This window comes from Pseudoalteromonas sp. AS84 (assembly GCF_038900255.1).
Lineage (GTDB): Bacteria > Pseudomonadota > Gammaproteobacteria > Enterobacterales > Alteromonadaceae > Pseudoalteromonas.
Genome location: NZ_JBBMQY010000011.1, coordinates 95,942 through 115,478, shown reverse-complemented (window position 1 = coordinate 115,478; position 19,537 = coordinate 95,942). Strand labels below are relative to the sequence as shown.

Genomic DNA, 19,537 nt, shown 5'->3' with positions numbered 1-19,537 from the left:
TTGTGCTCCTGAACTACAAAATGCTAAGTAGTTATAGTGTAGTCATTTATTGATATAAAACGAGCGCCTTTTCTGCCTGTGCACTATTTTTATAACTTAAAACAGCTTGTTCAGAGAACTGTTTTTTATTGTCACTATTCAGTGCTTTATCAAAAATCCTAGCTGCTAAGTCATAATCACCTTGCGCGTTGGCCAGGCAAGCCAATGCAAGTAATAATGAGTTATTTGAATCATCCTTTTTAAGACGATCTTGGATGCTTACTTGCAGTTTAGCTACATCGGCAGACGTCGCTTTACTTAATATATTAGCCAGTTGCGCATGCTGTTCGTTGTGTTTAACCATTTTAATTAGGTCACCCTCAATAACAGCCAATTGACCTACTTGCGCCATTTGCATTAAATAAGCAGTGTGGGCATGAACTTGCAGTTTTTTAGGTAGCTGTTTATATTTTTCACTCAGTTGACCTGCATCTAACGCATTAAAGTAAGCACTAAATAACTGCGTCCACTGTGCATCAGTAAGTGCTTTTTTGCGTAGTAAACGCGGTAAAAACTCTTCAAGCGCACTAAAGTGTTGTTGCTGTACCAATACTTCTGCATAAAGTTTTAACTCAAGTGCGGTGGCTTTTTTAGCTTCTGCGCTAATACGCATTTGTGATTCAATCGCGCTACTGTCGCCACTTGCCAACCATAGCTTTGCTACTTTTAATTGATGTTCTGGGCTTATTTCAAATAAACGCTCAAGTGCTTTATCTGTTTGATTATTAGCAAGCGCTGCTTTTGCAAGTAATGCTAAGCGAATATCTTCAAACTTATCTGGTACGCTATTACCCGATAGAGCCTTTTCTACGTGCTCGTAATCATCATTAATAGCACTCCACAGAGCCTGCTCAATAGCTGCTTGTTTGCGCTCTTGGCTACGTGCAAAAAAGCCATGCTTAGTATTATGATAAATCGATAATAAATAACGAATTAATTTATATGTTAAATATAAAACAACAGCGGTAATGACTGCCATTATACAAAACGATACTATCGTGCCTTCTATCGTCGTGTTGTTAAATGAAATAAGTACATAACCTTTTTCATCTAGCACAAATGGAGTAACCGCTAGTACGACAACAATAGCTACAATTAAAATAATTAGCCCTATCATTGCGCCCACTCCTTAACCTTTTGTGTACTGTTTAAGGTTACTTTTGGATTAAAGTTAAGCTGCTCTTTTTCAAGTTTAGACAACGCTTTAAGTACCGTTTTAGTTGTATCATCGTCTTGCTTAAAGTACTCACCAACTAAACGTTTTGCTTCACTTAAGGCGCTAAAGAAAATACTCGCCTGCTTACTCATAAGTGCATCTTGTGCCTGAGTTATATTAAGCTTTATACGTTGATTTAATAAATGGCGCTCTTGATCCGTAAGTAATGGCTCAATGGAAACACCTTCGTGCTGGCGAATAGTAATAAAGCTATCCACAATTTTATTCCAACTATTACTCAGGTTTTGCTGCCAATCACTCACGTCATCACTTAAAGCGTTTTCATCTATTGCAGCCGCTTCTTCTGGCAAGTTAACCGCATTAAAAGCTAAGTTATCAACACTAGTTAACACACTATTTAACTGTAAATAAATAGCCTCTGTTGCTATAGGTTTAAGGCTATCAAGTGTTTGTATGTCTTGCATAATAGCTTGGCGAACTTCAACTGTTCCTGGATGTTCGCTAAGTAATGCATCTAAGCGCTTTAAAACAGCACTAGTGCCTTGGTAATCTTTTTCAGCCCATAGTTTAAATTCAGCCATACGCTGCAAACTGGTCACTTCTTGTGGATTTAAAGACGAACCTTGTTGCTGCGCTTTTTGCAAAGCTGCTTTTAGTTCTTGCTGATTTTGAGTTGCACTTTCACTGAGTGCTGCGGCAACTTTTTTCTCACTATTAAATAGCGCTTGCTGCAAATTAGATTGTGCTGACTTAAGTGCTTGCAGCTCTTGGGCGAGTGACTTATTTTGCTCACTCAACTCATTCGCGGCCAGGTTTTGAGCCTTACCCGCATTTAATTTTTGATAAAACTCGTAACCCACGCCTGAGGCCACAATTAGCGAAATAAGAAGTGCAAGCACTGCAACTTTGCTAACTTTTTGTTTATTTTTATTTGCAGTGTTTTTAGCGGCTGCTGGCTCTTGCTTAGCTGATTTAGCTGAGGCCGTGTTAGCTATTGTTGGTGTGGCTTTTTCTGCCGTAACTGGCTTTGACTGTTCGCTCATGTTGCTACCTTGCTGATTTATGCAGGTAAACATAGCATTATCGCTTGCCCCTGCTGCAATGTGTATATTAGCCGAACTTACCTGTTGCAACTTTAAATAAGCGGCTATCCGCTCGCTTGCAACATAAAATCGGCACTGTTGTAACCATTGTAGTTGGTGTGCAGTAAGGCTTTTAAATATAGCATCAACTGCTGCATTACTTGTTATGACTATACCGTGTACATTCTGGCTTTTCCAGTGGTCTGTCCAGTTAGGAGTAATACTCTCTGTGGGTTCACGCTTATACACAATACAATTATTTAAAAAAGCACCGCGCTCTTTCAGCGTTTTAGCTAACTCAGGGCGGCCACCTTGCCCCTTAACTAACACTATATTACTGCCATCAACCTCGGCGAGTGATTTAAGCGCAAGTAACCCTTCTGAATCATACTGCTTCGGTACTGCTGCGCGCACACCAAATTGCTCATATATAATGTCGGCTGTTTGTTGTCCAACTGCATAAAACTGCGCTTTGGTATTTATATCGGGTTTTAATTGCGAAAGTGCACTGACTGCATCTTGCGATATAAATATTATTTTATCTGCATTTAACAGCGGACTAAGTTCAGTGCTGGAGGGTGTTAAATGCGTTATTTTTAATACCGGAAATAAAGACGCCTGATAACCCGCTTGCTCTAATTGCTGTGCAAGGGCTGCGCCTTTTCCTTCGGGCCGAGTTATCAGAATATGTGTCATTTATGCGTCTCTATAAACTTCAGCTAATATTTTGTCTGCGCCTTGAGCTAATAATTTTTTAGCAAGCTCAATACCTAGTTCTTCTGCATCATTTACATGACCTGTTACTTCGTCACGTAAAATTTCGCTGCCATCAACAGCACCAACTAAACCACGCAAATGTACCTGCTCGCCATCAACTAATGCATAAGCACCAATAGGAACTTGGCAACCACCTTCTAAATAGCGGTTCATTGAACGTTCTGCGTTTACGCGAATACGTGTTTGGGTATGCTCAAGTGGTGCAAGTAATGCTTTTGTTACTTCATCATCAATACGGCATTCAATACCTACAGCACCTTGACCATTTGCCGGTAATGACACTTCTGGCTCAATGTAGTCAGCAATACGCGACTCCATTTTCAAACGAATAAGCCCTGCAGCCGCTAAAATAATAGCATCATATTGGCCGTCATCTAATTTACCTAAACGCGTATTTACATTACCGCGCAAATCACGAATATCTAAATCAGGGCGAAGTGCTTTAATTTGGCACTGACGGCGTAAGCTAGAAGTACCCACAATGGCGCCCTGTGGTAGCTCGTTTAAATTAGCAAAATTGTTTGATACAAACGCATCACGCGGATCTTCACGCTCACAAATAGTATACAGCTCTAATCCTTCTGGGAACTCTACTGGCACGTCCTTCATAGAATGTACGGCAATATCAGCTCGGCCATCTAACATTGCTTGCTCTAGCTCTTTAACAAATAAGCCTTTACCGCCTATTTTTGCCAATGGCGTATCTAAAATTATATCCCCTTGCGTCGACATTGGGACTAATTCTACGCGCACATCTGCATGAAAACGCTCAAGCTCTGCTTTCACAAATTCGGCCTGCCAAAGTGCTAAGGCGCTTTTGCGCGTTGCAATGCGTACTAATTTTGTTTTTTCTATCATAGGGGTATCCAATTAATTACTGCGTTTAGCTAGCTTTATTCAGCTAAAATTCTAAATTCTTTTTGGGCAATTAAATTGCCTTGCTCATCAACTACATCAACACGCCAATGGCCTGTTTGTGAGTCCATGATATTTTTTGTTGAGTACGTTCTGTAGCGAGGCGAAGTAACATCAAGTGTAATTTCAGCCATAATTTCACCTTCAAACGACCAAATATGCTTAACTTGCTGGCCTTGAAGATTTTTAATCTCGCTAAAAAACGATAGTCCTTCATCAAACTGACTTAATCTAATATCAGCAGCAAACACATTAGTAGGTTCACGCTTACTTACTTTGCGAGTCAGTACTGCACGGCTAATTTTACCTGTGTCTATTTGCGCGCCCAATGCCACACTTGCCACTTGTGCTGTTGGTGAAAAACCTTCAGTGCCACTCAATGCACCATCATCACTTTCTAAATCTAAAAGTAACTCTGTTTGATTAGCAGGTTCAGCTACGTTTTGAGCTTCTTCGGTTTCTTCTTGTAGATCATTATCAAGGTCTGAGTTTAACTCAGTATTAATACTCTCACTTTGATCAATCACAATATCGTTGTTAGCTAGTAAAACTGTATCAGTATTTACAGGATCCGCTTTAGCCGGTGCATTAATTGATATGTTTTGCTCAACCTCATTTTGCTCAGCTGACAACGGTTCAATCCGAGCTTGCATTACCTCTGCAGGCTCATTAGGGCTATTGTTTACTGATGATTGAGGCTCAACATCGGTAACTTCAACGCTTGCCTGGTTTTGAGCGTTACTACTAAAGCTTAAAAATTGTTCCTGCTCATTTGGATGCTCACCTTGCTCTGCACTGGCTGACGTTGTTAAGCCATACACAACTGCTGCAGAGGTCATTAATACCAACATAGCAATACTCACAATACGACGCCAATTCCACTCGTAGCTTACCGTTGGTACACTCTCTTGTAGTTCGCGTTTAACATTTGCTTTAATAACTATTTTTTGACTCATATTGACCTCAGCGGTTCCAAAATTAGCTTAAACGAGCAATTAACCATTGGCGAATAGCTTGCAATTCTTCTGCGCAAACTTGGTGAGCCATTGGATATTCTTGCCAGCTTACATCCATGTTATGTGCTGTTAATACTTCAAACGCACTTTTACCCGCACTATGCGGTACAACGTTATCTTGGCTGCCATGAGCCATAAATACATTTAAATCGGTATGCTTTGCTTCATCAGCAAATTTTTGCGGCACACACATATAAGTAGAAAGCGCCATAACACCCCCAAGCTTTTGCTCAAAGCGCGGCGCTAAATGCAGAGACACAACACCACCTTGAGAAAAACCAGCTAAAATAATTTTATTAGCAGGTATGCCATTAGCAATTTCTTTATTAATTAACTCTTCTACCTTTGCAGCCGAATCCCTTACGCCTTGTTCATCGGCACGCTTATCTAATTCTATAGATTTAATATCGTACCAAGAGCGCATTTCCATGCCACCATTTATGGTGACCGGTTGTACTGGTGCATGCGGAAAAACAAACCGTATACCAAGCTCACTTGGTAAATTAAGCTGCGGAGCTACTGGTGCAAAACCATCCCCAGAGTCACCTAAACCATGTAACCAAATAACCGTTGCTTTGTGCTCACTTTGGGCTGCATATTCTACAAATTCTAAACTCATAGTGATGATTGCCACTTAACTTCTTGGCCTGCTTGACGAGTTGAGGCTTCATTTATAAATGCCCAAAATTCAGCGCCAGAGCGGTTATCAATCCATAACCCATCACGCATTTCAAAATGATGTCCGTTAAACTTAGTCGCAACCCATACTTGATGAAGAGGTGCTTGCTTGTTAATCACTATTTTACTTTTATCAGGAAAAATAATTTCTAAAATACCTTGTGCCGATTCGTAATCTAAATCAGCTTCGCAATCATCAACTTGCTCTTCAATAGTGAACATAAGAGCTTCGGCTAATTGGTGATATTCGTGTTCAGTCATTGTTATTTCCTTTGCAGGCGAGCCGCCTAATATTGGGTACGTTTTAGCTTTGAATTAGCTTTAAAAATGTGCAGCTAGTGTAACAGGAATAAAATCATCCGCGAATAGCTGCATTTTTTAGATATTCTGTTACTCTGCGATTATAAAGCCAGCAACCGTATTAATCTAATGAAAGCGACACATACCTTACAATTAAAAAAACTATTAATAAGCACTGTACTGTTAAGCGCCTTAGCTGGCTGCGGACAAAGCGGTCCGTTATATTTACCAGAGCAACAAACAGAGCAAAACCAACCTCAAAATACAGCTCAGCCAGTCACTACTGCTGAACAAGCCAAAACATTGCAAAGTCAGGAGCAATAAATGGATTATTTTAACTACAAAAACAACCAATTATTTGCCGAAGACGTAAGTGTGGCAAGCATAGCGCAGCAATACGGTACGCCGTGTTATGTGTACTCGCGTGCTACATTTGAGCGCCATTACTTAGCGTTTGCTAACGCCACTAAAAATCATAAAAGCTTGGTATGCTACGCAGTAAAAGCAAACTCAAATATTGCCGTGCTTAATATATTAGCGCGCCTAGGATCGGGTTTCGATATTGTATCCAAAGGCGAACTTGCACGTGTAATTAAAGCGGGAGGCGATGCTTCTAAAGTGGTTTTTTCAGGCGTGGCTAAAACAGCCGACGAAATAGCTTACGCATTAAAATTGGGGATTAAATGTTTTAATGTAGAGTCGGCCTCTGAGCTTGAGCGTATTTCTGAAGTGGCTTGCGAGCTTAACCTAGAAGCGCCTATCTCTATTCGCGTAAACCCAGACATAGATGCAAAAACACATCCGTATATTTCTACTGGTTTGAAAGAAAATAAATTTGGTATTGATATTCAGACGGCTATAAGTGTTTATCAACAAGCAGCTGCTTTACCGGGCTTAAAAATTATTGGTGTTGATTGCCATATTGGCTCTCAATTAACTGAAGTAAGACCATTTTTAGAAGCCCTTGATAAATTAATGGCGCTTATTGATGAGCTAAAAACTAATGGTATTGAGCTAACTCACTTAGATATTGGTGGTGGTTTAGGCGTACCATATAACAACGAGCAACCACCGCACCCAAGTGAATATGCAGCGCAAGTTACCGAGCGCTTAGCTAACTATAAACACCTTGAACTAATTTTTGAACCAGGGCGCGCTATTGCAGCTAACGCAGGTATTTTAGTTACTCAAGTTGAATTTATTAAACAAAACCAAGACAAATTTTTTGCCATTGTAGATGCAGGTATGAACGACATGCTTCGCCCTGCGCTTTATCAAGCGTGGCAAAAAATTATTCCGGTATCAGTTCGCGACGACGAAACACCTACTCACAACTTTGATATTGTGGGCCCTGTGTGCGAAACCGGCGACTTTTTAGGAAAAGATCGTGAGCTAGCGCTTAAACAAGGCGACTTACTCGCACAGCGAAGTGCGGGTGCATATGGCTTTACCATGAGTTCAAACTACAACTCGCGCCCGCGTGTTGCAGAAATAATGGTAGATGGTCAGCAGCATCATCTTATTCGTGAACGCGAAACTATTGAAAGCCTTTATCAAGGTGAGAAAGTTTTACCATAAACGTTTTTGTCTACTAGCAGCTCTGTGGCATGATTAGCACAGAGCAAAACCGAATTAGAGCGCTATGTTAGTTAATTTTTCCAAAATGCACGGCTTAGGCAACGACTTTGTTGTGATTGATAACATTACACAAAATGTTTTTTTGTCGCGAGATCAAATCAAAAAATTGGCAGATCGCCATTTTGGCATTGGCTTTGACCAATTGCTGATGGTTGAAGCGCCGTACTCTCCCGATCTCGACTTTCATTATCGAATATTTAATGCCGACGGTACCGAAGTAGAACAATGTGGTAACGGCGCACGCTGCTTTGCACGCTTTGTACGCATGAAAGGCCTTACTAACAAGCATAAAATTACTGTGTCGACCAAGTCGGGCAACTTAACTCTCTACATTGAAAAAGACGGTCAAGTAACCGTTAACATGGGTCATCCTAATTTTGAGCCAAGTAAAATTCCGTTAAAAGCCAGCAAACGCGAGCTTACTTATATTATTAGAACCGAAGAACACACTGTATTTAGTGGCGCGGTATCTATGGGTAACCCGCATTGTGTGCTAGAGGTTGACGACGTAACCACCGCACAAGTTGATATATTGGGTCCATTACTTGAAAACCATGAACGTTTTCCACAAAAAGCGAACATTGGCTTTATGCAGGTTGTATCGCAAGAACATATTAAATTAAGAGTGTGGGAGCGCGGCGTTAACGAAACCCTAGCTTGTGGCACAGGTGCGTGTGCAGCAATGGTTATTGGTCATATGCAAAATAAGTTATCAACAACCGTTCAAGTAGATTTACCAGGCGGTAGCTTACAAGTACGTTGGAGTGGTGAAGGTCATCCTGTACGTATGACAGGCCCCGCAGAGCATGTGTTCGACGGGCAAGTAGCGCTATGAGCGAGCTAAGTAAAGAACAGGTTATTGCTTACTTACAACAACATCCTGATTTTCTAGTTCATCATCCTGAGCTGCTTGCACAACTTGAGCTGCAACAACAAGCTCAAGGTGCAACGTCGCTAGTACATATTCAGCAACGCCAATTACGCGAGCACAACACGCTTTTAAAAAGCCAAATAGACGCTATGAGCAAGCATGCAACGCAAAACGAGCTTGTATATCGTTTGTTTAGCCAGTGCCATCGCCAGCTTTGGAATCATGACAATTTTGACACTCTTGCAAATAATCTACGTAATATAATCTGCTCAAGTGAAGATGTTAACGACTGCAAACTAGTAAAATATAACCCCGAGTACGGCGAGCTTATTGCGCATCGCCTTACCCATTCAGGGCATTATTTAGGACGTATTAATCAGCAAGAGCGCGAACAATTATTTAGTGAAGATACACAATCTGCCGCAATTTATTTAATTGGCGACACTAAGCACCCTATCGCTATTTTGGCGTTTGGTAGCAGTAACGTAAACCATTTTGAGCCCGCTCAAGATAATCTTTTTGTACTCGACTTTATAAACGCATTACATCTGCGGTTGCAAAAACTAGCATGAGTGACGATGCGCCTAATACCACTGAGTTAAGCGACAACTGGCGCACACCCATAACGCTATTTAGCGATTATTTAAAGTTTGAAAAACAATATTCAGCGCACACAGTTAACCAATACGTAAGCCAACTTGGCTTTGCTGCCCTTTATTTTAGCAAATTGTGTGACGACTGGTTTGGCGTGCAAGGCGAGCATATTCGCCGCTACAGCATGGCGCTGCGCTCAAAACAATTAAGTGGCCGTACAATTAGCTTAAAGCTCAGTTGTATTCGCAGCTTGTATAAGTTTTTAAAAGCAAAAAATATTGCCGAGCAATCGCACTACCATAATCCGGCAATAGGTATAAAAGGCCCTAAGTTTGCAAAGCCTCTACCTAAAAATCTCGATGTAGATCAAATGGCACGCTTACTCGAAATACCCGACGACGAACCTCTCGCAATTAGAGATAAAGCGATGATGGAGTTGATGTATTCATCAGGGCTGCGTATAAGCGAGTTAGTTGGCGCTAACATGCAAGATATTAGCGCTGCCAATGGCGAAATTTTAGTGCGTGGTAAAGGCAATAAAGAGCGGTTAATTCCGGTGGGTAAAAAAGCGTTAGACGCACTAAAAAAATGGCTCACAATACGCCCTCAGTTTGCAAAGCCCGATGAAATAGCCGTATTTTTAAGTAGCCAAAAAAACCGTATTTCGATTCGCCAAGTGCGTCTGCGTATGCAAGAGTGGGGAATGAAACAAGGTATTAGCTCGCAAGTTCACCCGCATAAGCTACGCCATTCGTTTGCGTCACATATTTTGGAATCATCTGGTGATTTACGCGCCGTGCAAGAGTTATTAGGGCACAGTAGTTTGTCGGCTACACAAGTGTATACGCATTTAGATTTTCAACATTTAGCCAAGGTGTACGACAACACCCATCCTCGCGCAAAAAAACGAACTGATTAGGAAGTAATATGATCCGATTTAATCGTGCTATTAAGCCATTTTCTGTCATGAGCTTTGATTTAGACGACACGCTATACAGCAACCATCCTATTATAAAAGCAGCCGTTAAAGCCCAGCAAAATTATTTAAACGCAGTACCACGCTACCAAGAACAAGGTCCAAAGTACTGGCAACTATGCCGTAACGAAGCCGTATTACAATCACCAGAACTTGCCGATAACGTCACTAAATGGCGCCAACATACACTGCGTTTAGCGCTTTCCAAGTTAAATTTAAACGTCGATGATGTAGAGCTTCATGCAGATGCAGCGTATAACGCCTTTGCCGATGCACGTAGCAACATAGTGGTTAGCGATGACATACTTAACCTGCTGGATAACTTGGCAAAACATTTCACTCTTATTGCAATTACTAACGGTAACGTAGAAATTGAACGCTTTAATTTACACAATAAATTTGAGCTAGTACTGCAAGCGGGTATGCACGGTAAAGCAAAACCGCATACCACTTTATTTGATAAAGCAGCCGCACATTTAAACGTTGCTAAAAGCGATATTTTACATATTGGTGATAGCCTAGATACCGACGTGCAAGGCGCAAATAATGCCGGTTGCCAATCGGTATGGTTAAACGACCAAGGCGCTAATTATAGCTATAAAGGGCTGGCTGATATTGAAATAGCCAATATTCATGCATTAACGCACTTTATTAAATAATACCAATTGCATTAAATAAGAGGTAATAATGAGCCACTATGCCAAGCTAATCACCTTACTATTAATTGGCTCACTTAGCCTTAACGCTTATTTATTATGGCCGCAGCCCGCGTTAACTAAAGTACAAAAAACGCAAAGTACCCAGCAAAGTGTATTACCTAAACAACAAAATACGTTACTAAATACAGCAAAGCAGCAATTTAAACAACACCAATTTGAAGCCGCACTTAATAGCTATCAACAGTTAAAAAACAGCAATCCAGAAAGTGCAAAAAAACTCTATTCATCGTGGCTAGTACAGCTTAAAACATGGCTAAATAGCAATTTATTACTCAGCGAGTCATTTCTCAATGCGCTATTAAATAACAGCCCTTATAACGTAGAATTACTTAACTTTCAGGTTGAGTATTTAATAAGTAGCGAGCAAACACAAAACGCCATTATTGCTTTATTTGAGTTGTTTCCGTTGCTATCTGCTGATCAGCAAAGCAATGCAAATACACGCTTAAATACGCTCACTCAAAACGAATTACACACATTAACTGAGCAACAAAATTGGCAAGCTATTATTGAGCAAACACAAATTTGGCTTGATTATAAAAGCGATAACGCACAGCTTTTATACCCGCTTGCGTACGCCTATTATCAGCAAGGCGATTTAATTAGCGCACAAGCAACGCTTGATCGAATGCCAAACCAGCACAATCTAAAAAGCCAAGTGCAAACACTGCAAGCGATGATCAATAAAGCACAATCGCAAGACGACTTCGTTGCTTTAACGCCTTACGGCGCACATTACTTAATAAACACCGAAATAAATAATAATCTATCGACCGAACTAATGATTGATACTGGCGCAAGCGTGACCTCGCTACCTACAAGTATAATTGAGCAAATTTCGCCACAACCTTTATATTTAGGCGATGTAACGGTAAATACAGCTAACGGTCAAATTATTGTAAAGCGTTATCAAATTGAATCGTTTAAAGTGGGCTCGCAAATTATTTATGGTTTTGAAGTGTTGAGTATTGAAAACACCCGCGGGCAAGGTTTGCTAGGAATGAACTTTCTATCGCGATTTAAATTCAATATAAATCAGCAAACAGATGAGCTAGAGTTGAGCGCTAAATAATTAAAAACCCAAAGGTAACACATGACACTAAATGACTATTTAAAAACCCTTGCAGAAAACCCAAAAAGCATTCAATTTACCGATACAATGGCGGTGATTGAAGCAAATTACGACTTTACTGCATGTGGCTTTAATAACCATGGATTACTTAGCGCTGCGAGTGAGAACAACGGATCGTGTAAAATTTTTGCGTTTGCTAAATTAAACGACTTAAGTAAACAAAATACGTTGGATTGTTTTGGTAAGTTTTACCGAGAAGACGTGCTGCAAAACCCTAAAGGGGATGATCACATGAACATTCGCACGTTTATGTTAGCACCAGAGGCAACACCTTTTTTAGGTGTTACCTTTGAAGGCGAGCCATTAAAAGAAAAATAGCCAGCAAAATTAAAGTGGCTTTTCCATAAAGTAACGCGTACCTGAGCGTGGGTAATTATTAAGTTGATACTTAACACTATAACCGCGCTTTTCATAAAAGGGTTTTGCTTGAAAATCAAGTGTATCAAGCTGAGCAGTTGTTGCACCTAATTCAATAGCAGCTTGCTCAAGTGCCGTTAGCAACTTATCTGCAAGCCCCTTACCTTGCGCACTATCGCTACACCAAAGCCAACTAACCATCAGCCAATTTCCAAACACACACCCACTAATACCGGCAACAAGCTCATCTTGCTCATCAGTAAATTTATAGCCTAATGGCACTCTTTGCGCATCAAAATGCTGGGCGTTAAATTCAACTATTTTACCACGTAGTATAGAGCTTAATACGTCGGAGTGATCTGCTTGTAATTGGTACATATTGCGCTTCTTAAAAAGTGAATGTTAGCAAACTCATACCATCAATACAGATTATTTTTACCATAAGGTACTTCAAGCATATTGCTGCCGGTTTTTTCTGGCTGACCGCACATTTCGTCATAAGCACTAGTTTGCCTTAATATCATCTGTGCATATGCTATTTTGTCAAAACGCTTTTGAACATGCAGTGGGCTTAGCGCTCTTAAAAACTCACCACTGTCTTCTGTTACATAATATTCAACGTTATTAATCATTACCGATACTTGATAAAGCGCCATATCTAACGAGTGAACAATGACTTTTTGTAGCGGCTCATGCTTCTTTAACTGTGAAAATTTAATACCCATAATTTTTGCCTTAATTAAATTTAACAGTATCGATACGCAGCTTTGCTATAATCGCGATCAAATTTTTATTAGCCGCTGGCATCACACGTTATGAGCACAAAAATCCGACTCGCTAAATATATTGCCCATGCGGGTATTTGTTCTCGTAAACAAGCATCGCGTTTAATTGATGAAGGTGTTGTAACTGTAAATAATCGCCCAGCGAATCATATTGATCACGTTGATGAGCAAGACACTGTAATAGTTAACGGGCAAGAAATTGAAGGCGTAGCAGATTTAGTTTATTTTGCGTATCACAAACCAGTGGGTATTGATTGCAAATTAAATATTGATGATCCAGCCAGCCTTATTCACCATTTGCCTACACTCACCCGTGTTTACCCTATTGGTCGATTAGATAAAGACTCTCGTGGTTTGCTTATTTTGACCAACGATGGGGATTTTTGTAACCAACTAATACATCCTGATTTCCACCAGCCTAAACATTATTTAGTCACCGTAAATAAGCCTTTAGACGATGCTTTTTGTGACAAAATGGCAGCAGGCGTACCCGTTGATAAATACATAACCCTACCTTGTGAGGTAAGTAAAATAGCCAGTAACCAGTTTAGTATTGTTTTAAAGCAGGGGCTAAACAGGCAAATACGTAAAATGGCGCATTACTGCGGATACAAAGTTATTGATTTATATAGAGCGCAATTTAGTGACCTTGCACTAGAAAGTTTAAACCTCCCTGAAGGGCAATATATTCGCATTAATAAAGCTGATATTTTAAAAGCCCACAGCTAACCTCCTGCCTATTAGGTTAAATAACACGCTAAAAAGTTAAAAAATAAACTTGCAATTAAAGATTACAGGTGTAGTCTTTAATTAAAGATTACATTTGTAGGCAATAGCATGATTGAGTTATCAAAAGCAGAGTTTGACGTGCTCGACGCACTTTGGATTAACTACCCCGCCACCGCGAGCCAAATAATTGAGCGCTTAAGCGACGATAAGCAATGGCACGAAAAAACCATTAAAACGCTACTAGGTCGACTAGTAAAAAAAGGCGCACTTACATTTGAAAAAGAAGGTCGCCAATATATTTATACTCCCTGTATGGAGCGCGCCGACTACACCCTAAAAGAAAGCCAAAACTTTATTGAGCGATTTTTTAGTGGGCGTATTGCGCCACTTGTAAGTGGCTTTGCTAAATCGGAGCAGCTTTCTCAGCAAGATATAAACGAGCTTAAAAAAGTTATAGATGACTGGGAAAAAAACCAAAAGTAAGGGATTAACATGGTTATTCAAACTGGTTTTAATTGGTTGATTGAGCAGCAATTACTATTAAGTATTTTGTTTTGTGGATTTATTTTACTCGAGCGATTTGGTTTAAAAGCCCTTGGCTCACGGTTTGTATATAAATTAGCATGGCTATTACCTGCAGCATTGGTTATTGCTAATTTACCAAATGCGGTTAAACCACTGCAAAGTAGCAATATTAGCCATTATTTAATCACCCCTAACCAGCCCTTTGCACATGGAATGGGTATTAGCTGGGCGCTCATGTATCTACTTATTACCGCAGGGTTATTAATAGCTAGTTTTATTACACATACCCGTTTTGTTAAAAGCCTGCAGTTAACTGAGTTAACCCAATTTGAAGGCACTCTTACCGCTGGTGTTAATGCCTATACCAGCCAATATGTGGCCACGCCAATGGTGATCGGGATTTTAAACAGCAAGCTAGTGTTACCGAGTAACTATAATGCGCAATTCGATAAAGCCACATTAGCGCTTATTTTAGAGCACGAAAACGTACACATTAAACGCAAAGACAACCTAACAAACGCACTTATATTACTGCCTACTATTTTACTTTGGTTTAACCCACTAGCTTGGGCTTGTTACGCAAGCATGCGCCGTCTACAAGAGCTGACTTGTGATGAACGGGTACTTGCCAATAAAACCACACAACAACACATTTTATACAGCAAAGCCTTAATAAGCTGTGCGGCAAATGCGCCCACAGGACTTATGGCTTATTCACACTACGGAGATAAAAAAACGATGTTACAACGACTTACTAATATAAAACACAGCGGGGAGCGTTCAAAGTTTGCTAAAGGTGGCTTATTACTTGTAGCCGCAAGCATGCTAAGCGGCTTAGCAATTGCAAAGCAACCAGAAGTAAATAAAACGCAAGAGGAACATATTTCACCAACAATACGCATTGAACCTGCTTACCCAATAAAAGCAGCTCAACAAGGGATCAGCGGCTCTGTTGTATTAAAATACGATATTGCAGCAAACGGTAAAACAAAAAACATTAGTGTTATTCAATCTAAACCTAAAGATGTTTTTGATAAATCAGCGAAAGAGGCACTAGCAAAATGGAAATATAAAGCATCTGATTCAGGTTTTGAAGATGTACTTGTACAACTAGATTTTGCGATTAATAGTGAAGTGGCACCTACCGATTTAATTGAGCGAATTAAAGTATCGCATTAACGCCACCGGGTTGTTCAAGACTACAAAGCAAGCGCCCTTTTAGGCTGCTTGCTTTGTGGTTTTACGCTATAAAGTTATAAACTCACCACAATCATGGTAATGGCCGTACCCAAACCAATAAACCACACTAATGAGCGAATTATATCTAGGTTCATATAGTAAAATACGCAATACAAAATACGCGACACAATATGCGTAACCGCTAACATTTCGGTCACTGCACCTACAGAGTTAGTGCCCAGTACAACTGCAATAGCGACAGCAAAAACAGCAAGCGATTCAAAACAGTTTTGATGAGCAGCGAGCGCCCGCGCACCAAAGCCAGTTAATTTTATTTGTTGCGCCCTTGGGTGTTTATTGTCGTATCGACCTAATTTTGCCATTGCTATAGCAACCGGCACTTTTGCAAAGTAAGGCATTAATACCGCAAGTAATGCACATACAACTAATGTTGTCATAATTTATCCTTTTAATGTTTCGGATAATTTAGCATAAGCGCAATAAAAAAGCCGCCAGATACGTTTATGACAAACTCTGGCGGCTAACAATAACATCAGACCTACTATAGCTAAATTTATCCTCAAATCCGTGCGACATAATGTCGCAGATGATGAATATTCAACATCACGGTTAATGAATCGCTTTACTTCACAAAGCTTGCTAACTTTACTGCCTTACATTTTAACGATGACAATCATGACTTGGATATTTTTCACTTTTTTAGCCGCTTTCATGCAAGCATGGCGTAATGCCCTGCAAAGTAAATTAAGTAACGATGTGAGTGTTGCTGGCGTAACCCTCTCCCGCTTTATTATTGCAGGCCCTATTGCTGCCGTGTATTTATATGGTTTGTATCAATATCAAGATACCACCATGCCTACGTTTAATAATGCCTTTTGGGGATTTATTGTAGGCGCGAGCGTTATGCAAATACTTGCTACCGGTTTAATGGTTAAGTTGTTTAAAATGAATAATTACGCTGTAGGTGCTGGTCTTGCCAAAAGCGAGGCGTTAGTAGCTGCCATTTTAGGTGTATTATTTTTTGGCTCGGCACTTTCTTTGCTTGGTTGGCTTGGTGTGTTTTTTGGCGCTATTGCCGTATTGCTGCTCAGCGGCATAACAAGCGTTAAACACTTTAATGCTAAAACTGCATTACTAGGCCTTGCTTGTGGTACTTGCTTTGCACTTACCTCACTGTGGGTACGAGAAGCGAGTTTAAATTCAGGGTTACTATTCCCACATTCTGCCGCTTGGGTTTTACTGTTTGTAATCAGCCTACAAACGCTAATACTACTTGGCTATTTATTATTAAAAGAGCCGCAAACACTCAGTAAACTGTGGCAATATAAAGGTATTACAACAGCCGTTAGTATTTTTAGCTGTGTAGGCTCAATTGGTTGGTTTAGTGCAATGAGCTTGCAGCACGTGGCGTATGTTAAAACGCTTGGACAGGTGGAAGTGTTTTTTACGATGCTAATTGCTGTGCTTTGGCTAAAACAACCACCAAAACACCAGGAAAGCGCAGGGCTATTATTGATTGCAGTGGCTGCCATATTGGTTATGTAAACTTGCAAAGCCTTCACCAGGCAGCTTTTTACTCAGGATAGTAGCCTTTTCAAACTTAGCAGGTGAAACGCCGCCTGTGCGTAGCTAGCACTTTTTTGTACTGTAAAACTTATCTATAAAATATTTCAGCTTTCGTATATTCGCGTGGCGAATATATTTTATGCTTAATTATTCGTTTTTTAATTGTTGTAAAAAAGCTTTCAGCACCCGCATTATCATGACAGCTCCCTGCACGGCTTCATCGAAAATACAAGATTATGTTTTCTCATGAAGATGAGGTAGCCAGCGCTAACTTATTGACTACCTTGATCATTATACTACTGTACAACTGCTGAGCATTATCCCAATTCGAATATAAGCGTAAACTTAGCTCCCCCATAACTACTATTCGACAATAAAATATTCGCCCCGTGAAGATCAACTATTTCTTTTACAATAGACAAACCGAGCCCAAATCCTGCCCTGTCTGAATGAACTTCTTGTCGAAAATATGGTTGAAAAACCCGTTCGCTATTTTCCTTTTTTATTCCCTGCCCATCATCTTCTATAAAGATATTAATATTTTTATTTTGTTTTTGGACGGTTATATATATATTATCTTTGCCATATTTGTCGGCATTTATCACTAGGTTTCTTATTGCTCTTGACAATAAAGAGCCATCCGCAATTAGATTACAGGGTGACTCAATTTTGAGGTGGATTTTACTCTTGCACTCCTGTTGAAAATTTTCGCAATTTAATGCTAAAAAATCCCCTACCTCAATTGATTTCTGTTCTAACTTTAGTTCTGCTCTTTCCATTTGAGCATATTGCAGTAACTCTTCTACCATTTCTTCCATAACAAAAATCTGTTTCTCTAGACCACTAAAATGCTCTTGTGACGATTTATCTATTATTTTGCTTAATAGCTCTATATATAAGTGCATTTTAAATAGAGGGGAGCGAATTTCATGTGCAAGAGAAAGGGCTAGTCGCCTATGACTACTTAACAGTCGCTCTAATCTTTCAGCCATATCGTTTAAAGAAGAATTTAGTCTTCCCACTCTCAGAGAGCTTTTCGTAGGCACTCTTGCAAAAAGTTCCCCTTCGCTGATATTCACTACAGTTGCTTCAATTAATCTCAGCTTTCGATGTAAATTAAAAAACCAAATAAAGCAGCAAAGTGCAACCATAAAAACCAAAGTAAGAACAATATAATTATCTAACTTATGTGTTAATTGAATCAATTCATTTGATTCATCTTCACGCATTCTATAATACTGTTCGCCAGAAAAGACTTTAAAGTAATCATAAAATTCATCGTCAACCCAGACATCTTGAGATGTTAATTCATTACGAATGTTAGGAGGAATAGCAGATTTCGATATGGGTTCAATAATAACTTTGTTACGTTCAGCGATTAATTGCAGGAGATGCTCTTGTTTATCTTCTGATATGTGTTTTTCTAGCTCATTTAGTAAGATAACTTCTGCGGAAAAGTTATCAGCATCAATAATATTGTATACATCAACATACAAGTAGGTATTTAATATATGTAACATTATAAAAAATAAATACAATGTAAACAGTAAACCAAAATACAAAGGTAAAAATAGTCTAGCCATGATAAAAACTTTTCAAGTTAGCGAAGTATAGTTCTCAAAGAGAACTTAGATAGCTTCTAAATAAATTAGATGTGTGATTACCAAAAATCAGGAACGAACATATAACCTTTACCACGCACAGTAATTATCCCTTGTGGTCTAGAAGCATTATCTTTCAGCTTCTTTCTTATTTGAGAGACTTTATTATCAATCGATCGATCCAGTCCATCATAGTCTATGTTTCTTAAAGATTTAATTAATTCTTCTCGGCTGATTACTTGCTCTGAGTTTTCGACAAGGTGCCATAACAATGAAAATTCAGACGGGGTTAAATGAATTAACTGATTATCTAATTTACACCGTTTGAGTTGGTTACTTAGCCATAACGCCCCATAGGTCCGCTCTTTATTAGAAGGTTGAATTAGGATTTTTTCTTGAATAGAGGCTTTTCGAGAAAGTAAGTTTTTAATTTTTGCCAAAAGAACTCGCGGTAAAACGGGTTTTTGCATGAAATCATCAATTCCCATTTCAAGTGCCGCAACCTGATCCATATCATCTGCACTTGCAGTGAGCATCAAAATTATACCCTTAAATTGTTTTCTTAACTGAACTCCTATGGTTAAACCGTCAACTTTAGGTAACATCAAATCCAATATAACCATATCAGGGTCATGAGTAAGAATAACTTCTACGGCGTTCTCCCCAGAATTAAGAGCTATTACATTAAAACCATACCCTGATAAATAGTTTGTTAGTAAATGAGAAAGCTCCTCATCATCTTCTATTAAGAGTATTTTTGAAGAAAAGTTCATAGCGCTCAAAGTATCGTATATGATTAGCAAACTTTGAGTATAACAAATACCGAAAAGTTAGTAAGGGGATAACATCCCCTCTAAGTA

Annotated in this window: 23 protein-coding genes; 12 read left to right on the top strand and 11 right to left on the bottom strand. The window is 39.5% G+C overall.

Annotated features, from left to right (window positions below):
- Positions 1 to 46: 46 nt before the first annotated feature.
- Genes WNY79_RS12840 through cyaY form a run of 6 tightly spaced genes read right to left on the bottom strand, consistent with a single transcriptional unit; the run spans position 47 to position 5,945 of the window.
- Positions 47 to 1,156: a heme biosynthesis HemY N-terminal domain-containing protein gene (locus tag WNY79_RS12840; RefSeq protein ID WP_342876040.1), complete on the bottom strand. Its 1,110-nt coding sequence runs from the start codon at positions 1,154 to 1,156 to the stop codon at positions 47 to 49.
- Entirely contained in the window at positions 1,153 to 2,994 is a 1,842-nt protein-coding gene (locus WNY79_RS12835; RefSeq protein ID WP_342876039.1) for a uroporphyrinogen-III synthase, read from the bottom strand. Before WNY79_RS12835 ends, WNY79_RS12840 begins: the two co-directional genes overlap by 4 nt.
- Positions 2,995 to 3,933, bottom strand: a complete 939-nt coding sequence (hemC, locus tag WNY79_RS12830; protein WP_024598828.1) for a hydroxymethylbilane synthase — start codon at positions 3,931 to 3,933, stop codon at positions 2,995 to 2,997. It abuts the gene before it with no gap.
- Between the two features lie 35 nt (positions 3,934 to 3,968).
- Positions 3,969 to 4,946 (bottom strand): DUF2914 domain-containing protein, encoded by a 978-nt coding sequence (locus tag WNY79_RS12825; RefSeq protein ID WP_342876038.1) that lies wholly within the window; start codon positions 4,944 to 4,946, stop codon positions 3,969 to 3,971.
- 22 nt (positions 4,947 to 4,968) lie between these two features.
- Positions 4,969 to 5,625, bottom strand: a complete 657-nt coding sequence (locus WNY79_RS12820) for a dienelactone hydrolase family protein (RefSeq protein ID WP_101217675.1) — start codon at positions 5,623 to 5,625, stop codon at positions 4,969 to 4,971.
- Positions 5,622 to 5,945 carry an iron donor protein CyaY gene (gene cyaY / locus WNY79_RS12815; protein WP_002960979.1) on the bottom strand — a complete coding sequence of 108 codons (324 nt, stop codon included), beginning with the start codon at positions 5,943 to 5,945 and terminating at the stop codon, positions 5,622 to 5,624. The genes WNY79_RS12820 and cyaY overlap by 4 nt, the downstream gene beginning before the upstream one ends.
- A 168-nt stretch (positions 5,946 to 6,113) precedes the next feature.
- Between cyaY and WNY79_RS12810 the strand changes: the two genes are divergently transcribed.
- The 8 genes from WNY79_RS12810 to WNY79_RS12775 all read left to right on the top strand — a co-directional run bounded on the left by WNY79_RS12810 (position 6,114) and on the right by WNY79_RS12775 (position 12,232).
- Complete coding sequence (locus WNY79_RS12810; RefSeq protein WP_076925567.1) at positions 6,114 to 6,308, top strand: lipoprotein; 195 nt, start codon at positions 6,114 to 6,116, stop codon at positions 6,306 to 6,308.
- Positions 6,309 to 7,562 (top strand): diaminopimelate decarboxylase, encoded by a 1,254-nt coding sequence (gene lysA, locus WNY79_RS12805; RefSeq protein WP_342876037.1) that lies wholly within the window; start codon positions 6,309 to 6,311, stop codon positions 7,560 to 7,562.
- 64 nt (positions 7,563 to 7,626) lie between these two features.
- Positions 7,627 to 8,457 carry a diaminopimelate epimerase gene (gene dapF, locus WNY79_RS12800; RefSeq protein ID WP_024589649.1) on the top strand — a complete coding sequence of 277 codons (831 nt, stop codon included), beginning with the start codon at positions 7,627 to 7,629 and terminating at the stop codon, positions 8,455 to 8,457.
- Complete coding sequence (locus WNY79_RS12795) at positions 8,454 to 9,065, top strand: DUF484 family protein (RefSeq protein ID WP_024598822.1); 612 nt, start codon at positions 8,454 to 8,456, stop codon at positions 9,063 to 9,065. Before dapF ends, WNY79_RS12795 begins: the two co-directional genes overlap by 4 nt.
- A complete protein-coding gene (locus WNY79_RS12790; RefSeq protein ID WP_294114292.1) occupies positions 9,062 to 10,006 on the top strand; it encodes a tyrosine recombinase XerC in 945 nt (314 codons plus the stop codon). Before WNY79_RS12795 ends, WNY79_RS12790 begins: the two co-directional genes overlap by 4 nt.
- An 8-nt stretch (positions 10,007 to 10,014) precedes the next feature.
- A complete protein-coding gene (locus WNY79_RS12785) occupies positions 10,015 to 10,722 on the top strand; it encodes an HAD-IA family hydrolase (RefSeq protein WP_342876036.1) in 708 nt (235 codons plus the stop codon).
- Between the two features lie 28 nt (positions 10,723 to 10,750).
- Entirely contained in the window at positions 10,751 to 11,854 is a 1,104-nt protein-coding gene (locus WNY79_RS12780; protein WP_342876035.1) for a retroviral-like aspartic protease family protein, read from the top strand.
- A 21-nt stretch (positions 11,855 to 11,875) separates the two neighbouring features.
- Positions 11,876 to 12,232 carry a HopJ type III effector protein gene (locus tag WNY79_RS12775; RefSeq protein ID WP_182721006.1) on the top strand — a complete coding sequence of 119 codons (357 nt, stop codon included), beginning with the start codon at positions 11,876 to 11,878 and terminating at the stop codon, positions 12,230 to 12,232.
- Between the two features lie 9 nt (positions 12,233 to 12,241).
- Here the strand turns inward: WNY79_RS12775 and WNY79_RS12770 are convergent, their stop codons facing one another.
- Both WNY79_RS12770 and WNY79_RS12765 read right to left on the bottom strand, forming a co-directional pair.
- Positions 12,242 to 12,649, bottom strand: a complete 408-nt coding sequence (locus WNY79_RS12770; protein WP_342876034.1) for a GNAT family N-acetyltransferase — start codon at positions 12,647 to 12,649, stop codon at positions 12,242 to 12,244.
- Positions 12,650 to 12,690: 41 nt separating this feature from the next.
- Entirely contained in the window at positions 12,691 to 12,996 is a 306-nt protein-coding gene (locus WNY79_RS12765) for a DUF6482 family protein (protein ID WP_076925562.1), read from the bottom strand.
- Positions 12,997 to 13,086: 90 nt separating this feature from the next.
- Here WNY79_RS12765 and WNY79_RS12760 point away from each other — a divergent pair, with 90 nt between their 5' ends.
- From WNY79_RS12760 to WNY79_RS12750, 3 genes are all read left to right on the top strand, one after another.
- Positions 13,087 to 13,785 carry a pseudouridine synthase gene (locus WNY79_RS12760; RefSeq protein ID WP_342876033.1) on the top strand — a complete coding sequence of 233 codons (699 nt, stop codon included), beginning with the start codon at positions 13,087 to 13,089 and terminating at the stop codon, positions 13,783 to 13,785.
- A gap of 108 nt (positions 13,786 to 13,893) precedes the next feature.
- Positions 13,894 to 14,268: a BlaI/MecI/CopY family transcriptional regulator gene (locus WNY79_RS12755; protein ID WP_007377323.1), complete on the top strand. Its 375-nt coding sequence runs from the start codon at positions 13,894 to 13,896 to the stop codon at positions 14,266 to 14,268.
- A 9-nt stretch (positions 14,269 to 14,277) separates the two neighbouring features.
- The gene (locus WNY79_RS12750) at positions 14,278 to 15,489 is read left to right on the top strand and encodes a TonB family protein (RefSeq protein WP_342876032.1); all 1,212 of its coding nucleotides are present in this window, start codon (positions 14,278 to 14,280) and stop codon (positions 15,487 to 15,489) included.
- A 74-nt stretch (positions 15,490 to 15,563) separates the two neighbouring features.
- Here the strand turns inward: WNY79_RS12750 and WNY79_RS12745 are convergent, their stop codons facing one another.
- The gene (locus WNY79_RS12745; RefSeq protein ID WP_342876031.1) at positions 15,564 to 15,947 is read right to left on the bottom strand and encodes an MAPEG family protein; all 384 of its coding nucleotides are present in this window, start codon (positions 15,945 to 15,947) and stop codon (positions 15,564 to 15,566) included.
- Positions 15,948 to 16,185: 238 nt separating this feature from the next.
- On the opposite strand from WNY79_RS12745, the gene WNY79_RS12740 reads away from it, so the two are divergent.
- Entirely contained in the window at positions 16,186 to 17,055 is an 870-nt protein-coding gene (locus tag WNY79_RS12740) for a DMT family transporter (protein WP_342876030.1), read from the top strand.
- A gap of 338 nt (positions 17,056 to 17,393) precedes the next feature.
- Here WNY79_RS12740 and WNY79_RS12735 read toward each other — a convergent pair whose 3' ends face one another.
- The gene (locus tag WNY79_RS12735) at positions 17,394 to 18,659 is read right to left on the bottom strand and encodes an ATP-binding protein (protein ID WP_342876029.1); all 1,266 of its coding nucleotides are present in this window, start codon (positions 18,657 to 18,659) and stop codon (positions 17,394 to 17,396) included.
- A 77-nt stretch (positions 18,660 to 18,736) separates the two neighbouring features.
- Positions 18,737 to 19,450, bottom strand: a complete 714-nt coding sequence (locus WNY79_RS12730; RefSeq protein ID WP_342876028.1) for a response regulator transcription factor — start codon at positions 19,448 to 19,450, stop codon at positions 18,737 to 18,739.
- Positions 19,451 to 19,537: the final 87 nt, after the last annotated feature.

Excerpts from the sequence above, each read along its gene's own strand:
- dapF (WP_024589649.1), top strand. The coding sequence starts at position 7,627 with ATGTTAGTTAATTTTTCCAAAATGCACGGCTTAGGCAACGACTTTGTT.
- WNY79_RS12795 (WP_024598822.1), top strand. The coding sequence starts at position 8,454 with ATGAGCGAGCTAAGTAAAGAACAGGTTATTGCTTACTTACAACAACAT.
- WNY79_RS12810 (WP_076925567.1), top strand. The coding sequence starts at position 6,114 with ATGAAAGCGACACATACCTTACAATTAAAAAAACTATTAATAAGCACT.
- WNY79_RS12745 (WP_342876031.1), bottom strand. The coding sequence starts at position 15,947 with ATGACAACATTAGTTGTATGTGCATTACTTGCGGTATTAATGCCTTAC.
- WNY79_RS12835 (WP_342876039.1), bottom strand. The coding sequence starts at position 2,994 with ATGACACATATTCTGATAACTCGGCCCGAAGGAAAAGGCGCAGCCCTT.
- WNY79_RS12750 (WP_342876032.1), top strand. The coding sequence starts at position 14,278 with ATGGTTATTCAAACTGGTTTTAATTGGTTGATTGAGCAGCAATTACTA.
- WNY79_RS12825 (WP_342876038.1), bottom strand. The coding sequence starts at position 4,946 with ATGAGTCAAAAAATAGTTATTAAAGCAAATGTTAAACGCGAACTACAA.
- WNY79_RS12770 (WP_342876034.1), bottom strand. The coding sequence starts at position 12,649 with ATGTACCAATTACAAGCAGATCACTCCGACGTATTAAGCTCTATACTA.
- hemC (WP_024598828.1), bottom strand. The coding sequence starts at position 3,933 with ATGATAGAAAAAACAAAATTAGTACGCATTGCAACGCGCAAAAGCGCC.
- WNY79_RS12730 (WP_342876028.1), bottom strand. The coding sequence starts at position 19,450 with ATGAACTTTTCTTCAAAAATACTCTTAATAGAAGATGATGAGGAGCTT.
- WNY79_RS12765 (WP_076925562.1), bottom strand. The coding sequence starts at position 12,996 with ATGGGTATTAAATTTTCACAGTTAAAGAAGCATGAGCCGCTACAAAAA.
- WNY79_RS12760 (WP_342876033.1), top strand. The coding sequence starts at position 13,087 with ATGAGCACAAAAATCCGACTCGCTAAATATATTGCCCATGCGGGTATT.
- WNY79_RS12840 (WP_342876040.1), bottom strand. The coding sequence starts at position 1,156 with ATGATAGGGCTAATTATTTTAATTGTAGCTATTGTTGTCGTACTAGCG.
- WNY79_RS12735 (WP_342876029.1), bottom strand. The coding sequence starts at position 18,659 with ATGGCTAGACTATTTTTACCTTTGTATTTTGGTTTACTGTTTACATTG.
- WNY79_RS12775 (WP_182721006.1), top strand. The coding sequence starts at position 11,876 with ATGACACTAAATGACTATTTAAAAACCCTTGCAGAAAACCCAAAAAGC.
- WNY79_RS12785 (WP_342876036.1), top strand. The coding sequence starts at position 10,015 with ATGATCCGATTTAATCGTGCTATTAAGCCATTTTCTGTCATGAGCTTT.
- WNY79_RS12780 (WP_342876035.1), top strand. The coding sequence starts at position 10,751 with ATGAGCCACTATGCCAAGCTAATCACCTTACTATTAATTGGCTCACTT.
- WNY79_RS12755 (WP_007377323.1), top strand. The coding sequence starts at position 13,894 with ATGATTGAGTTATCAAAAGCAGAGTTTGACGTGCTCGACGCACTTTGG.
- WNY79_RS12790 (WP_294114292.1), top strand. The coding sequence starts at position 9,062 with ATGAGTGACGATGCGCCTAATACCACTGAGTTAAGCGACAACTGGCGC.
- WNY79_RS12820 (WP_101217675.1), bottom strand. The coding sequence starts at position 5,625 with ATGAGTTTAGAATTTGTAGAATATGCAGCCCAAAGTGAGCACAAAGCA.
- lysA (WP_342876037.1), top strand. The coding sequence starts at position 6,309 with ATGGATTATTTTAACTACAAAAACAACCAATTATTTGCCGAAGACGTA.
- WNY79_RS12740 (WP_342876030.1), top strand. The coding sequence starts at position 16,186 with ATGACTTGGATATTTTTCACTTTTTTAGCCGCTTTCATGCAAGCATGG.
- cyaY (WP_002960979.1), bottom strand. The coding sequence starts at position 5,945 with ATGACTGAACACGAATATCACCAATTAGCCGAAGCTCTTATGTTCACT.